16 protein-coding genes are annotated in these 15,236 nt (G+C 63.0%); 2 read left to right on the top strand and 14 right to left on the bottom strand.

The annotated features are described in order from the left end of the window. Positions 1-115: 115 nt before the first annotated feature. Positions 116-853, bottom strand: coding sequence for an IclR family transcriptional regulator (locus tag I6E58_RS01915; RefSeq protein ID WP_197129771.1), 738 nt, complete (start codon positions 851-853; stop codon positions 116-118). A 107-nt stretch (positions 854-960) separates the two neighbouring features. On the opposite strand from I6E58_RS01915, the gene I6E58_RS01910 reads away from it, so the two are divergent. Continuing rightward, complete coding sequence (locus I6E58_RS01910) at positions 961-1,863, top strand: sugar kinase (RefSeq protein WP_307841929.1); 903 nt, start codon at positions 961-963, stop codon at positions 1,861-1,863. A 42-nt stretch (positions 1,864-1,905) separates the two neighbouring features. Further along, positions 1,906-2,523 carry a bifunctional 4-hydroxy-2-oxoglutarate aldolase/2-dehydro-3-deoxy-phosphogluconate aldolase gene (locus tag I6E58_RS01905; RefSeq protein WP_197129767.1) on the top strand — a complete coding sequence of 206 codons (618 nt, stop codon included), beginning with the start codon at positions 1,906-1,908 and terminating at the stop codon, positions 2,521-2,523. Positions 2,524-2,575: 52 nt separating this feature from the next. On the opposite strand, the gene I6E58_RS01900 is transcribed toward I6E58_RS01905, so the two are convergent. The 13 genes from I6E58_RS01900 to I6E58_RS01840 all read right to left on the bottom strand — a co-directional run bounded on the left by I6E58_RS01900 (position 2,576) and on the right by I6E58_RS01840 (position 15,233). After that, positions 2,576-3,340: an SGNH/GDSL hydrolase family protein gene (locus I6E58_RS01900; protein WP_197129765.1), complete on the bottom strand. Its 765-nt coding sequence runs from the start codon at positions 3,338-3,340 to the stop codon at positions 2,576-2,578. 61 nt (positions 3,341-3,401) lie between these two features. Next, positions 3,402-4,274 (bottom strand): SMP-30/gluconolactonase/LRE family protein, encoded by an 873-nt coding sequence (locus I6E58_RS01895; RefSeq protein WP_197129763.1) that lies wholly within the window; start codon positions 4,272-4,274, stop codon positions 3,402-3,404. Positions 4,275-4,325: 51 nt separating this feature from the next. Then, positions 4,326-4,970, bottom strand: coding sequence for a peroxiredoxin-like family protein (locus I6E58_RS01890; protein ID WP_197129760.1), 645 nt, complete (start codon positions 4,968-4,970; stop codon positions 4,326-4,328). Positions 4,971-5,139: 169 nt separating this feature from the next. Then, on the bottom strand, positions 5,140-6,456 hold the full coding sequence (locus tag I6E58_RS01885; RefSeq protein ID WP_129072549.1) for an L-fuconate dehydratase: 1,317 nt from the start codon (positions 6,454-6,456) through the stop codon (positions 5,140-5,142). A gap of 105 nt (positions 6,457-6,561) precedes the next feature. Further along, positions 6,562-6,885 carry an L-rhamnose mutarotase gene (locus I6E58_RS01880; RefSeq protein ID WP_197129757.1) on the bottom strand — a complete coding sequence of 108 codons (324 nt, stop codon included), beginning with the start codon at positions 6,883-6,885 and terminating at the stop codon, positions 6,562-6,564. Positions 6,886-6,887: 2 nt separating this feature from the next. After that, positions 6,888-7,817 (bottom strand): carbohydrate ABC transporter permease, encoded by a 930-nt coding sequence (locus I6E58_RS01875; RefSeq protein WP_197129754.1) that lies wholly within the window; start codon positions 7,815-7,817, stop codon positions 6,888-6,890. Continuing rightward, a complete protein-coding gene (locus I6E58_RS01870; protein ID WP_231595114.1) occupies positions 7,814-8,677 on the bottom strand; it encodes a carbohydrate ABC transporter permease in 864 nt (287 codons plus the stop codon). The genes I6E58_RS01875 and I6E58_RS01870 overlap by 4 nt, the downstream gene beginning before the upstream one ends. Positions 8,678-8,886: 209 nt before the next feature. After that, on the bottom strand, positions 8,887-10,212 hold the full coding sequence (locus I6E58_RS01865) for an ABC transporter substrate-binding protein (protein WP_197129749.1): 1,326 nt from the start codon (positions 10,210-10,212) through the stop codon (positions 8,887-8,889). A 163-nt stretch (positions 10,213-10,375) separates the two neighbouring features. Then, entirely contained in the window at positions 10,376-11,242 is an 867-nt protein-coding gene (locus I6E58_RS01860; protein WP_197129746.1) for an amidohydrolase, read from the bottom strand. Between the two features lie 26 nt (positions 11,243-11,268). Beyond that, a complete protein-coding gene (locus tag I6E58_RS01855; RefSeq protein WP_197129743.1) occupies positions 11,269-11,958 on the bottom strand; it encodes an RraA family protein in 690 nt (229 codons plus the stop codon). After that, on the bottom strand, positions 11,945-13,114 hold the full coding sequence (locus I6E58_RS01850) for a mandelate racemase/muconate lactonizing enzyme family protein (protein WP_197129740.1): 1,170 nt from the start codon (positions 13,112-13,114) through the stop codon (positions 11,945-11,947). The genes I6E58_RS01855 and I6E58_RS01850 overlap by 14 nt, the downstream gene beginning before the upstream one ends. Positions 13,115-13,226: 112 nt before the next feature. Beyond that, positions 13,227-14,198, bottom strand: coding sequence for an aldo/keto reductase (locus tag I6E58_RS01845; RefSeq protein ID WP_197129737.1), 972 nt, complete (start codon positions 14,196-14,198; stop codon positions 13,227-13,229). 21 nt (positions 14,199-14,219) lie between these two features. Continuing rightward, positions 14,220-15,233, bottom strand: coding sequence for a LacI family DNA-binding transcriptional regulator (locus I6E58_RS01840; RefSeq protein WP_197129733.1), 1,014 nt, complete (start codon positions 15,231-15,233; stop codon positions 14,220-14,222). Positions 15,234-15,236 lie beyond the last annotated feature (3 nt).

Here is a 15,236-nt window from a genome sequence, read left to right as displayed (position 1 = left end):
CATAACGTCAGTTTTCTACTCATAGCTTTGCGGGAATCAGCCCCACACCGTCGGGCCAGCCCGCCGAAAGCGAAGCACAGGCGAAGCACCTCTCCATTAGCGACGCGACAGAGAGCTAGGCCCCACCGAGCTCCGCCGAGATCTCACGCGCGACACTCTGCAGCAACGGCAGGTGCGCTCTGAGAGCGTTCAGGTCGGCCGCCATCCGAATCGCTGTGTTCGAGAGAGCGCCAATGACGCCGGTGGGCCCGTAGATCGGCACGGCGATGCAGTTCACGAAGTCTTCGAACTCGCCGTCGTCTACCGCCCAACCGCGGGCGGCGACGCGTTCGAGTTCAGCGTCCAGTTCGGGGCGCGTCGTGAGGGTCTTGGCCGTGAACGGTTCCCAGACCGTATCCCGCAGCACCGCATCCCGATCGCTCGCCGACAGTTCGGCGAGGATCGCCTTGCCGACGCCACTGCAATAGGGCCGTGCCGGGCTGCCGATGCGGGAGTACATACGCACGCCGCTGGTGTCTTCGACCTTGTCGACGTAGACGATGCTGTGGTCAACAAGAGCAGCGAGATGAAGAGTATTGCCGACCGTGCGATGCAGTTTCACAAGGCGATCGTGGGCGATCTCGCGCAGATCGAGACTGTCGGATGCCTGGTGGGCGAGCGCGATGAGGTGCAGGCCGAGCACGTACTCGCCATTCTTTCGCTTGCGCAGATAGCCGACCTCTTCGAGAGACTGCACTTCGCGGAACATCGTGGAGCGGTGCACGCCAAACTCTTCCGCGAGCTCGCTGACGCTGGCCGGGCGAAGGGCTATTGAATCGACAATGCGTGCGGCACGACGAACGCTCTGCGACATCCGGACTCCCTCTCCTTGCTGCGCAAACGAAGTTCTGACCCGCTCGCGCATGTTGCACTATATGCAACAGTGTTGCACAGATTGCGCACATGGTCGATAGTGGAGCTGTGGAACAGACCATGCAGACGACGACGCAACCAGAGATCATCGCAATTGGCGAGACGATGGTGCTCATCACGCCCACCGTTGCCGAGCCTCTCGAAACAGCCGAACTGTTCCGCCTTGAGACCGGTGGCGCTGAATCCAACTTGGCCGTGCACCTCTCCGCCCTCGGCCACCATGCGGCGTGGGTGAGCCACCTGGGAGCGGATGCTTTCGGTCGTCGCGTCGAACGCCAACTCCGCGAACGCGGAGTCGACACGAGCCTCGTAAAGTTCAGCGACGACGCCCCCACCGGTTTCTACTTCAAAGACCCCGGCAATGGCGTGATCTACTATCGCGCCGGTTCCGCTGCATCGAAGATGACCCCGCATGACCTCACGGAGGTCCCCTTCGAGCAGGCAGCCCTCACCCACATCTCGGGCATCACCCCCTCGTTGTCGGTCAGCTGCAACGCCCTCATCGAGTCGGTAATCGACCGCGCGAAACACAGCACCACGACCCTCAGCTTCGACGTGAACTACCGCGCCGCGCTCTGGCCGGTGTCCGAAGCCGGCCCCACCCTTCTCGCTCTCGCCCAGCAGTGCGACATCGTGCTCGTCGGCCTCGATGAAGCCGAAGTTCTGTGGGGAACCACGACGCCGGATGCCGTGCGGGCCCTGCTGCCCGACCCCCGCATCCTCGTCATCAAAGACGGCGATGTCGGCGCCACCGAATTCAGCGGCGCCGAACGAGTCTTCGTCCCCGCCCACAAGGTGGACGTCGTTGAGGCTGTCGGCGCCGGCGATGCTTTCGCGGCCGGTTACCTCTCCGGCTACCTTGCCGGCAGCACTGCCGAACAGCGCCTCAGCCTCGGCCACGACCGCGCAGCTCTCGTGTTGCAGTCCACGACCGACCTCCCCACTCTCTAGCTCCTCACCGCAACTCTCGATCGCTCCTGAAAGGCACTTCCCATGACTCAGATCTCAAACGCCTCGCTCGACCAGCTCTTCGACGGCCAGCCGCTCATGGCGATCCTGCGCGGGTTCGGCGTCGAGCGCAGTGTTGCTCTGGCACGCACCGCGTGGGAGCTTGGCATCGACTCCGTAGAGGTCCCCATCCAGACCGACGAAGACATCGCGGCACTGCGCGCGGTCATCGCCGCCGGCAAGGAACTCGGCAAGGCAGTCGGCGCCGGAACCGTCGTCACCCTCGAACACGTACGCCAAGCGGCGGATGCCGGAGCGGCGTTCACCGTGAGCCCCGGCTTCGACCTCGACGTCGTTCGCGCCTCGTTCGAGGCGGGCATGCCCCCGCTTCCCGGAATTGCCAGTGCCACCGAAGTCCAGGCCGCCCAGACCGCTGGTCTCAGCTGGGTGAAAGCTTTTCCGGCGTCCCTCTTGGGCACAAGCTGGTTTGGCGCCATGCGCGGACCGTTCCCCGGAATGAACTTCGTCGCGACCGGCGGAATGGATGCCAGCAACGCCGGCGACTACCTCACAGCGGGCGCGAAGGTCGTTGCGGTCGGTTCGGCACTCGCCGACGAGACCCAGTTGCCGCGTCTGGCTGAACTGCTCGCGGCTCGCTCCTAGCGCGCTGCTTTCGGTCCCGGCTCAGCCGCAGCTCACCTAAGCGAGCAGAGCACTAGCGCCCCGGAACCTCCACGAGCTGCAGGGTTGCACTCTTCGGTTCACGGTTGTCGCCCGAGGAGCGCCCCGTGAGACGGCGGCCGATCCACGGGAGCACGTATTCACGCCAGTAGGCCGCGGTGCGGGGGCGGGCGTCATCCGCTGGCCCCTCATCGGCGGCGAAGTCGGGCACCGGAATCTCAAGCGCCGACAGCACGTTGCTCGCGACCCGGGCGTGCCCGCGCGCGTTGAGGTGCAGCTTATCGACCGACCAGTACTGGAGTTTGGTCAACTCTTGGTCGGCCCAGTTGTTCACGAACGTCACGTTGTCTTTTGACGCCCGCGCCATGACTTCGCGCGCCAGATTGTCGCCGCGCGTGGCCATCACCGATCCGAACGGCAAGTGCTTGCTCGGGTTGCCACCACTGAGCAAGAGAACGTGGATGCCGCTGGCCGTGGCCGTGTCGACGGCAGCGAGCAACTGGTCGGTGATCGATTCCAGCGAAACTTTGGGGCGCATGATGTCGTTTCCGCCGCCGTTGAGGCTCATCAGCTGAGGCCGGAGGGCAACCGCTGCCTGCAACTGCTCCCCCGCGATGGGCGCCAGAAGGCGGCCGCGAATCGCGAGGTTGGCGTAGGTGACCGGCTCGGGCGAGGCAAGTGCGAGCCCGAGAGCCACTTGATCGGCCCAGCCGCGCACGCGACCATCCGGCAGCTCGTCTCCGACGCCTTCAGTGAAGCTGTCGCCGATGGCAACGTAGCTGGAGAACTGGTGAGTCATGCGGTGTTACCTTCCGAAGGGCAATGTGATGCTCTCCACACTACGACGAGTGCCGCTGCGTTCAGTCAGAGACGCCATCACTCGGCAGCGCCATCCTGATCGAATAGAGACTCGTCGAGGCAGTGAGAAACAGTGTTGCCCCGTCGGTTCCGCCGAACGTGAAGTTCGCGCATCCCTCGGGCACGTCAATTCTTCCCAACCATGAGGCGGACGCGTCGAAGACGTGCACTCCGCCTGGCCCGGTGCAGTACACGTTGCCGCGACTGTCGCACTTCAAGCCGTCGGGGGCTCCGTCACCCTCGCCTTCCACCGTCGCCCAGACTTCGCCTCCTGTTACGGCGTCAGGTTGCGATACATCGAAGCGCCGGATATGGAATCGTTCGGTGTCACAGACGAGCAGCGCTCCGTCGGGGGTGAAGCAGAGGCCATTCGGTTGGTCAAAGTCGCTCGCGAGGAGACTCAGCACCCCATCGGTGCCCAGCCGATAGAGGCCTCGGTAGTCGAGTTGGGTTTCGCGCGCAACACCGTAGTACTCAAGGCGCCCGTACGACGGGTCCGTGAAATAGATCGCACCGTCGGCGCCGACAATCACATCGTTGGGGCTGTTCAATTCGAACCCCTCATAGTGCGATGCGATCGTAGCGATCGTGCCATCCGACTCGGTACGGGTCACGCTGCTGGTGGCATGGTGGCAGCTAATCAGGCGTCCACTCGAATCGAACGTGTTGCCGTTCGCTTTGTCGCTTGGTGCCCGAAAGACGGCAACGCCGCTGTCGGGCGACCACGAATACATCACACTGGCGGGGATGTCGCTGAAAATAAGTCGATCGTTGTCGGCATCCCACGCGGGGCCTTCGAGAAACATATACCCCGTGAGGAGCCGCTCAAGTTCAGCGTTCGGGGCAACAATTCCGTGATCAACAAGCGAAGTCATCTGTTCTCCTTGGGGCGTCGCGCATGAGCATAGCCGCACGACGCGAGAGAGCTAGATCGCCTTGATCGCCGCGAGCACATCCGAAGGCTCTGCACGCAGCTTGTAGTCCGCATTCACGAAAGCGAAGCGGATGCGGCGGTCGGGCGCGATGACGTAGGTTGCGGGCAGCGGCAGTTGCCATCCGGCCGCACCGTTGGACTTGACGAGGTCAAAGCCTGCCTTCTCGTAGTACACCTTGGTGCGCTCGTCGACGGGGTGAATGAGGCCGAAGCCGTTGATCGCTTCGAGCTCGCTATCAGAAAGCACCGGGAATTCGAGGTTGTGCTTCTCTTCGGTGGAGAGAGATTCGTCGGGCGTCTGCGGCGAGATGGCTACGAGAGTTGCGCCGGCCGCACGGAATTCGGGCAGCAGTTCCTGCAGTGCCTTGAGTTCGAGGTTGCAGTAGGGGCACCAGGCTCCGCGGTAGAATGCGATCGCAACGGGGCCCTTCTCCAACAGTTCGCTCAATCGCACCGTGTTGCCTTCGGCATCCGCGAGAGCAAAGTCGGGGGCGGTATCGCCGACCTTCAATGCGTTGTTCACGATGCCCGCATTTTCGACTTCCGTCACCGAGTTCGTGAGGGTGGCGAGATCTTCGGCTGACTTGCTAGCCGCAGTGGCGTCGGCACGTTCTTTGAGCTGCTGAGTGAGATTCATGGCGCTCCAATGATCGAGGAAAGGTCGTCGCAGGGGTGAACCTGCTGCATCGCCACGTTATTCCGTGCGCCTGAGCACTAGCGGCGTGCCCCCGCCTCGAATCGGGCACGCGCCCCGGCCCCGATTATGAACCGGATGCTCGGCAGCGCAGCCCCGCACTCTCACGTCGCTACGACGCGACAGCCGCAGCGACACCCGCCCAGTAGCTGCCGGCGGGGAACGAGAACTCGGCGAGCGACGACTCGTGCATTTGGGCCGAGTAGCCCGGCGCCATTGGCACGCGGTAGGCGCCGTTCTCGACGATGCAGGGGTCGACGAAGTGTTCGTGCAGGTGGTCGACGAACTCGGTTACCCGGTTCTCGAGCGTGCCCGATACGGCGACGTAGTCGAAGATCGAGAGGTGCTGCACGAGCTCGCAGAGGCCAACGCCACCGGCGTGCGGGCAGACTGGAACGCCAAACTTCTTGGCCATCAAGTACACGGCGATGATCTCGTTGGGGCCGGCAAGGCGGGCGGAGTCGAGCTGGCAGAAGTCGATCGCTTCGGCCTGGAACATCTGCTTGAAGAGCACGCGGTTCATGCCGTGCTCTCCGGTGGCGACACCGATCGGGGCAACAGCCTTGCGGATCGTGGCGTGGCCGAGCACGTCATCGGGGCTCGTCGGCTCTTCGATCCACAGCGGCTTGAACTCGGCGAGCGCCTTCACCCAGTCGATCGCCTCGTCGACATCCCACACCTGGTTGGCGTCGATCATGAGCTTGGCGTCGTCACCAATCACTTCGCGAGCAATGCGGCAGCGGCGGATGTCCTCGTCGAGGTTCGCTCCGACCTTCAGCTTGATGTGGCGGTAGCCAGCATCCACGGCCTCCTGGCAGAGACGGCGAAGCTTCTCGTCGGAGTAACCCAACCAACCGGCACTCGTCGTGTAGCAGGGGTAGCCCGACTCGGTGAGTTCGGCAATACGCTGCTCCTTGGTGGGAGCGAGCTCGCGCAGCATCGTGACGGCTTCCTCCTTAGTGAGGGCGTCGGTAAGGTACTGGAAGTCGGCGGTGTCGACGAGCTGTTCCGGAGTCATGTCGGTGAGCAGACGCCAGAGCGGCTTGTTGGCCCGACGAGCAGCCAGATCCCACACGGCGTTCATTACGGCGGCCATCGCCAGGTGTTCGACACCCTTTTCTGGCCCGAGCCAGCGCAGTTGCGAGTCAGACTTCAACTCGCGGTAAATGCCACCGAGGTCGCCGACGATCTCGTCGACGTCCCGCCCCACGAGCGGTGCGGCACGCTGCTCAGCGGCGAGCGCGCAAATGTCGTTTCCGCGGCCAATGGTGAAGGTGAAGCCGTAGCCCGCGACGCCCTTTTCGTCTGTGCGGAGTACGACATAGGCGGCCGAGTAGTCGCCATCCTTGTTCATGGCGTCTGAGCCGTCGGCGGTGAGCGACGTCGGAAAACGCACGTCATAGACGTCAACGCTGGTGATAGTAGTCATGCTGAAGAGTTCTCCTTGCTCAGAACCGGTAAAAGGTATGTGCGCGGGTGAGGCGCGTTTGGGTGCGCTGCGGTGCGCGGTAATGCTTGAGAGTCGCGATGTCAGCTAGTCAACGTGGAAGACCTCGGGTAGCTCTTTCCACCACTCGCCCTCGGCCCGGTCATCCAGCGGCCGCTGCAGTGGTTCTTGCAGAGCCCACCAGCGCTGCGTCTCAGGGTCGGCCGCGATTGCCGCCTGGTCGGCTTCGTAGTCGTCCCCCGTGTATTCGAAGTACGAGAACAACAGGTCGCCGTGGCGATAGATCGAATAGTTGTGGATGTTGCTCGCCGCGAGCCGTTCGAGAACCGTTGGCCAGACGGCGGAGTGGTACCGCTCGTACTCTTCGCGGTTCTCGGGAGGCATCCCGATCACTTGGGCTACTCGTTTCATTGTTATCCCTTCACCGCACCAACGGTTTGTCCACGGATGAGGAAGCGCTGCGCTGTGAGGAACACGATCAGCAGCGGGATCATCGAGAGGAATGTCGCGAGCGCAAGCTGCGGCATGTAGAGCTTCACGTCGAGGCCGGCTGCCACTGTGGCGTTGAACAGCGGGCTGGCACCGATGAGCTCTTGGATGCCGATCGAGATCGTCTTGTTTTCCTGGCTCGAGGTGAGCAGCGCCAGCGGGAGGAAGAAGTTCGTCCAGTTGGCCACGAAGGAGAAGAAGGCAACGAGGGCGATGACCTGCTTGGAGATGGGCAGTGCCACGTAGAAGAAGGTGGCGATCTCGCTGAGGCCGTCAATGCGGGCTGCTTCGACCAGCTCTTGCGGCATCGTCGTCATGAAGTGGATATAGACGAGGTAGGTGCCGAAGGGGAAGAAGCCCATGATGACCGCGACGGGCCACAGCTCGCCCACCGCACCGATCGCGTTCACTTCGAGGAACAGCGGGATGACGAGAACCGTGTTGGGCATCACCATCGCGAGCAGTGTTGCGAAGAGCATGACCTTGCGGCCACGGAATCGCAACCGTGCCAGCGCGTAGCCGGCCGGAAGGGCCGCGACGAGGGCGAGCACTCCACCGATGACGGCGACGACGAGCGAGTTGCCGACCCAGCGCGTGAAGAGACCTCCACCGCCCGGACCGAAGCCGTTGATCTGGCTCCAGCTGAACACGACGTTGTCCCACGACATTCCGCCGAGCCCGAGGAACCCGTCGGTACCCGCCAGCACGCCTTCTTGACTGCGGAAGGCCATGGCGATGAAGCCGATGATGGGCAGGATGAACGCGGCGGCGATGATCACCATGACGGTGATGCGGGCAATGCGACCTACGGTCCAGTGTTTGGCGCCAACGACGCCGGGAGCGCTGTTGCTCATCGCTTCTTCTCCTTCTCGTCGCCGAAGAGTCCGCTCTTCATCACGATGACGACTCCGATGCTCAGGGTGATCACGAGCAGGATGATTGATAGTGCGGCCGCGGCCGGGAAGTTTCGGTTAGTGAACGCAAAGGCGTAACCCAACTGGGTCGGCGCCCACTCACCGGCTATCGCTCCCGACGAGATCTGTCGCAGCAAGTACGGCTCAAGGAAGAGCTGAAAGCCGTAGGCCAAGTTCATGAGAGCCGCGTAGCCGATCCAGGGGCGGATGAGCGGGAGCTTGATGTGCCAGGCGAGGTCCCAGGCGTTGGCGCCGTCAATCTTGGCGGCTTCGAAGATCTCATCGGGGATGCCGTTGAGGCCACCGTTGACGACGATGATCCATGTTCCGACGCCCTGGAAGAACAGCATTCCGGTGAGGATCATCGGCATGTTGCCGTCGGTGACGATTTCTTTGAGCGAGCCGAATCCTACTTCTTGCCACAGCGGCGCGAGGGGCGACTGCGTGGGGTGGAGCAGGTAAACCCAGAGCACGAAGTTAGCGATTCCGCTCAACGCACCAGGGATGAAGTAGAAGAAGCGCATCGTGGCACCGAAGCGGCCGGGGCTGGCGTGAACCAGCAGGGCCAAACCGACGATGCCGATCATCATGAGCGGCAACCACACGATCATGACGGAGAAGATGTTGATGAACGTTCCGGAGAACCGATAGTCGGTGATTACCGTGATGAACGATTCAATACCGCCGAACCCGCTGGCCGGGTTGACGAGAGTTGGTGCTTTTTGCAGGGCGATCCAAAAGGCGTAGCCGATGGGGATTGCCGCAGCAACGAGAAAAAGCGCGAGGTACGGGGCGAGCAAGATCCAAGCGCCGCGTGATTCTGCGTGGCGTGTGCGATGACGCCGGGGTGTAGTGGATACACGGGGGCCGGAAGCCGGTGGCTCCGTGCGTTTCGTGGCTAGCGTTGAGCTGCTCATGTTGTCCTCGCCTGTGAGTTCGGGAGTGGAACAGAGTGTGGGGGTTTCAAGGATCTGAAACCCCCACACATGCTGTGCCTAGCTGGGTACTTCTATTCGGCGGTGACCGTGTAGCCGACCGAGTCGGCGCGGTTCACGAGTTCTGTACCGAAGGTGCTGAGGGCGTCGCTCATGGAGCCGTCAGCGATCAGCGTGGGGCTGACCGTTTCGGTCCACGCAGCACCGGTGTCGTAGAGCATGTACGAGTACGGAGCTACTGCTGCCGCTGCGTCCTTGAATGCTTGCTGCACTGCGGGAACGTCGGCGAAGTAGGCGTCATCCGCGAGCTTGTCGAGCCAAGCATCCTGGATCGGGCCATAACCGGGGAGACCAGTCGAAAGCTCGACCTGCCACGCCGGGTCAGTCGCAACGAAGGTTGCGAAGGTCAGCGTGTTCTCGAGCTGCTTTCCGGTGATGTGTGAGGAGACGCCCCAGAGGCCGCCACCTTCGTTACCGGCGGTCGGGCTTGATTCGCCTTCCCACGTCAACGGTGCGCTTGCGCTCATCTGTTCGGCCGGGATCTTCCAGGTGTCGCGGAAGAGGTAGTTACCCCACCAGACAGCACCCGGGCTCATGACCATGTTGACACCAGCTGCTGCGGCGTCACCATCGAAGATGCCCTGCGTGGTGAGTGCGCCACCCTCATACATCTGCGTGAGCAGTTCGTTGGCACGAACACAGTTCGGGTCATCGAGGTTGATGTGAACTTCCGACTCTGAGAGGCGGTCGTTTGTGGGGCAATCTGCAGCCTGCAGGTAGCGGTTCACAGCGTAAGCGTCACCGAGGAATCCACTGATCTTGTCAGGGTGCTCGTCGGCGATCTGTACGGCGAGGTCGCCATAGCCTTCCCATGTGGTGGGCAGCGTGTAGCCGTTCTCGTCGAAGAAGGCCTTGTTGTACCAGAACACGTCGGGGGCAGCATCGTTACGCAGGCAACGGATCTGACCATCGATGTCGCAGAACGAGAGCACTGCGGGGTCGTAACCATCGATGACATCGGGAAGCAGATCGGTGAGGTCGGCTGCGTAGTTGCTGGCTGCGCCAGTTGCCCACGCGATGTCGTCGTTGGAGGGGAAGAAGATGGCGTCAGGCCATCCGGATCCGGCGGAGTCGAAGTTAGCGAACGCCTGCTTGACCGTCTGGCCACCAACAGTGCCGTCGATCTGAACAACGTCGATTTCGATCTCCGGGTGAGCTTCCTGGAAAGCTTCGGCGGCGGGAACACGGGGCGGGTCAACCCATACCGTGATTTTTCCACCCGAGTCAGTTTGCTCGGGGGCGGCATCGCCACCACCTGCTGAACAGCCGGATAGAACGAGTGCAGCGGCGGAAATAATCGCCACTCCTGCACTGGCGGAAAGGAACCTCTTCGTCTTCATTGACACTCCTTGGTGAGGGTTACTACTGCTTCGTAGTGGAGAAATCGAGCCGCTGGAACGGCTCGGTTTCTCCGGTGCTCAAACGTTATACCAACCGTGGGAGTTGTGCAAACGTTTGATCAAAGGTTTTTCAACTGTTATCTAACGGTTCGCGCGCAGCGCTTCAGTAGCCAATGCGCGCGGGGTCGATGCGATAGAACTCCGCAGCGGTACGGCCAAGCAACTGCTCGCGGTCAGCGGCATCCACGCTGTCAAGGAGGGGCTGAAGGCCCTGCCAGACGCGCGTATAGCCGCCGGCAAGCACCGAAATGGGCCAGTCGCCGCCGTACATCAGGCGCGAAGGGCCGAACACGTCGAGTGCTCGCTCAAAGAACGGCCGCACATATTCGGTGGTCCACTGCTGCGGGTCACCGGCTGCCGAATACAGGCCACTGACCTTGGCGTACACATTCGGGTTCTCGGCTGCCGCCGCAATCGCCGACCACCAGGGCTCACGCTCGTCGAGCCCGATCGGCGGCTTAGCCAAATGGTCGATAACCATGCGAAGTTCCGGATGCCGCCGCGACAGCTCCGGGATAATCGCCAAGTGCTCGGGGAGCACCGCGACCACGTCGAAGGTGAGCCCGGCGCGCTCCAGCACCGTGAGCCCCTCATCGACGTTGGGTCGCAGCAGCCACTCGGGATCTTCTTGATTGTGGATGAGAGTGCGCACCCCGACCATGCGGGTGTCGCCCTCCCACGCCTCAATCGTGCGGGCCGCCTGCTCGGGCCGGTCGAGGGGCGCGTAGCCCACGATCGCCGCGACTTCATGGTTGGCGGCCGCGCACTCCGTCATCAAGCGCGTGTCATCGAAGTTGTCGGCCGACTGCACCTGAACGGTGTAATCGACGCCGGCATCCTGCAATTCGGGGCGGAGCTGATCGAAGGTCATCACCTGATTGATCGGTGCCAGTGATTCGTCGAGCCAGTCATAGTGGGCCCGGTTGGGATCCCAAATGTGCTGGTGAGCGTCGATGATCGGAAAAGCCACGGTTTGTCCCTTCGCAGGTGGCCAGTTTAGAGAATGCCGTGCCGCTCCCACACCGTGCGCAGCGAGTCGCCGGCCAGCAGTTCTGCCAAGACCGTTGATTCGTTGGCCGCGCGCGTGCGGGCGCGAGTGAGCACTTCTTCTTCGTGCGCCCGCGGGATCACGACGGCACCATCGTCATCCGCCATCACCAAGTCGCCGGGAGCAATGAGTACCCCCGCCAACTCGACAACAACATCCGAGGCGATTACGCGCATCCGGGCCCGAAAGTCGATCGGGCGGCGCGAGCGCGAGAACGACGGAAAGCCGAGTTCGGCAATCTTGTCGGTGTCGCGCAGGTTGCCATCGGTGATGACGCCGGAGGCCTTCGCACCCAGGGCCGCCGCGCTAAACAGTTCGCCCCAGAAGCCCGAGTCGTTGCTGTTGTCGGTGGCGATCACGATCATCTGACCAGCGCCGATGCCGTCGATGAAGTCGATCGACTCCTCATACGGATCGTCGAGATCTGACTCGAGCGCCGGAGCGAACCGCACGGTGCGGGCACGCCCGAAGGCACGCGAACCGGGCGTGATCGGAGCGAAGCGCTGGTTGAGAACCTGGTTACGCAGCCCGGATTCATCACACGAGTCGCTCAGAATCGCGGTCGTGAGGCGCTCATCGCCGGGCAGCGGCGTGAAACCTGAATCGTTGGCGGCGCCGGCGGCGTTAGCGGATGACATGTCCACCTCCGGGGCTGAAGGGGAACTGCGCTTCGATTTCGGGAGTCAGCTGGATACCGAGGCCGGGAGCCTTCGGAGCCACGATTCCGCCGTCACGGAAGTCAACCTCTTCCACCCGCATCGCTTCGCGCAACGGGTTGGGCAGGGTGCAGTACTCGAAGAGCTCCACGTAGGGGTTCGCAAGCACGGTGTGCAGGTTGGCGGCGAACGTAACGCCGCTGCCCCACACGTGAGGCACGGTCTTCACGCCGGTGGCGTGAGCGAGCTCGGCAACCTGCGCGAAGGCCTTGGGCCCACCCACGAAAGTGACGTCGGGCTGAGCAACATCCAGCGCGTTGGCGTCGAGCAGTTGCGCGAAGTCCCGCACGGTTCCGTTGGATTCGACACCGGAGATCGGCACGTTCACGGCGGCACGCACGGCGGCGTAGCCAGCCACGTCATCCGCCTGGCAAGGTTCTTCGTACCAGCGGGCTCCGAGTTCGGCAGCCTTCTTGCCGACGCGAATCGCTTCGTCGACGGGCCACGGGTCAGAGGCGCAGGCCTGCACGGCGTCGATGACGAACTGCACGCCCTCGGGCAGCAGCGCGGTCACGTGGTCGAGCAGCTTGATGGTGGTGTCTGGATCGGTCATGGCGCGGAACTTCACAGTGCCAAAGCCGGCTTCGATCTGAGCCGCGGCCCAGTCGGAAACCTCGCCGAAGGTGGTGCCGAGCCCGCCACTGGCGTACGACTCGATCCAGTCGCGCTTGAGGCCACCGAGCACCTCGTAGGCGGGAACGCCGAGGCGCTTGCCGACCGCATCCACGGCCGCGGTTTCGATTGCTCCGGCAACACCGTTGAGCATTCCGCCACGTGCCCAGAAGGCGGTGTACGCGCGCAGGTGGTCAGCAACTTCGAGCGGGTGAGCGAACTCGTGGTCGAGAACATAGGGGCGGAAGGCATCGACGATTCCGGGCACGGCGGCGGCGGCCATGATGCCCGCTCCCGCTTCTCCGACTCCGGTGGTTCCATCAGAGAGGGTTACTTCGACGAGCGCGGCATCCCACGACCAAATGGTGCCACCTACCCACGTGAGTTCTTCTCCGGGCTGGTACCGGTGCGAAAGCAACACTGCGCGCACGGCGGTAATGGTTAGGGCTGTGTCAGTGAGTCCCATGGAAAGGGCTCCTCATTTCTAATAGCGAGCGATAGTGGTTACGGTATCTGATCAATCGTTTGATCACAAGCGCGTGAGACCGCATCCGTGAAGGAGCGGTCGTCACGCGAAGTTAGAGCGCAGCAACCAACCCGGCAGCTTCGAGGTCGGCCCAGAGCCCCTCAGGCATCGCCGTTTCGTACCGCTCAATGTTTGAACGCACTTGGTCGCCACCGCGAGCGCCGACCACCACCGAGACAACCGCCGGATGCCGCAGCACGTAAGCGATGGCCGCTTCCGGCAGCGTGACACCGTGGGCTTCGCACGCGTCTGCTACTCGATTGGCCTTCTCGAGAATTGCCGGCGGTACGGGTTCATAGTCGAAAGTGGCGTCGGGGCTGGGACGGTTTCTGCCCAGGAGGCCGGAGTTGTAGACCCCGGCGACGACGACGCCAACGTTGCGCTCGAGCGCGAGGGGCATCAGGTCGGCGAGCGCCGAATCGTCGATGAGAGTGAAGCGTCCAGCACACATCACGAGGTCGACGTCGGCGCGACGGATCAGCTCAGCCAGATACGCGGAGCTGTTCATGCCCGCACCGACCGCCTTCACGACGCCCTGCTCGCGCAGCTCGATGAGCGCACTGATGCCCTCGGTGGATGCCTGCTCAAAGTGGTCGTCGGGGTCGTGCATGTAGAGCACATCGAAGTGGTCGAGCCCGGTGCGGGCGAGAGATTCTTCGACCGAGCGGAGGATGCCGTCGCGACTGAAATCCCACTGTCGTTTGGTGACGGCGGGCACGGCGAAACCCTGGTCATCCATCCGGTCTTCTCCACCGGGGTTGGGTACGAGAAGCTTGCCGACCTTGCTGGAGATGACGTATTCATCGCGCGGGTGAGTGCGCAGTTGTTCGCCCAGGCGACGCTCGGAGAGTCCCAGCCCGTAGTGCGGTGCAGTGTCGAAGTAGCGAACGCCAGCATCCCAGGCCGCAGCCACGCCCTCTTCGACTTCGGCGTCGGTGGTTTCGCGATAAAGATTGCCCAGCTGGGCGGCACCGAGGCCGATTTCGGTCAGTTCAAGTCCACGCTGAGTTGATCTGGTCTTCACTAGTGGTTTCTCCAGGGAGTGTTAGCGCGCGGGTGGCGCAGTTGATTCACGCACGATCAGCTCCGGTGCTGGGTCGGCGATAACGCAGTCTTCGGCGGTGCCGGAGTTGATGTTGTCCCACAGGCTCGCCATCGCGGCGCGGCCGAGTTCGTAGAGCGGCAGACGCACGCAGGTGAGTGGCGGCCACGCGATTTCGGCCGTCCAGGTGTCGTGCATCGCGACGATCGACATGTCTTCAGGCACGCGGATGCCCAACCGTCGTGCCTCGGAAAGCACACCGTGCGCAGCGTTGATGTTCGCCACCACCACCGCGGTGGGAGGCGTCGAGAGCTCGGCCATGGCATCCAAAGCTTGAGCACCCTGCTTGGGGTAGTAACCAAAGTCAGTGACAAGTTCGGGCTCCACGGTGAGCTTCGCGGTCGCCATCGCTTCCATGAACCCGGCGAGACGACGCTGGCCCGACTCTGATGTCGGCACACCGCCGGCGTAGCCGATGCGGGTGTGACCCAGTTCGATGAGGTGCTCGGTCGCCAGGCGCATCCCGGCCTCATCTTCAACGCGAACGGAACCGCCCTTGCCAGGGTTGATGGTGTTGATGGAGATCACGGGCAGGCCGCTGTCGGTCACGGTGCGCAGATCGTCACCACTCAAGTGGTCGCCGAATTGCACGAGAACACCGTCGACTCGGCCCTCGCCCATGAGGCGCGGGATGGACTCTTCGCCCTCGGGCAACCGTTCGGTGCTCGCGATCAGCACCATGTAATCCTTGGTGCGGGCTTCCTCTTCGACACCGCGCATCAGCTCAGCGAAGATGGCGTTCGTGACGCCAGGCACCACAAGGCCAACGGCGTGAGTGCGCGATGATTTGAGCGCCCGCGCCGTGAAGTTGGGCCGGTAGTTGAGTTCTTTCGCGGCATCGTGGATGCGCTGCCGGGTTGCCACGCTCACCCGCACGCCCGGCTTTTCGCTCAGCACACGCGAGACCGCCGACACCGAAACTCCGGCGCGGGTTGCAACATCACTCAAGGTAGCCATGGT

Source organism: Salinibacterium sp. SWN1162 (assembly GCF_015864675.1).
In the GTDB taxonomy this organism is placed as follows: Bacteria; Actinomycetota; Actinomycetes; order Actinomycetales; family Microbacteriaceae; genus Rhodoglobus.
The sequence above is the reverse complement of the archived record's forward strand: the minus strand, read 5'-3'. Positions and strand labels throughout refer to the sequence as shown.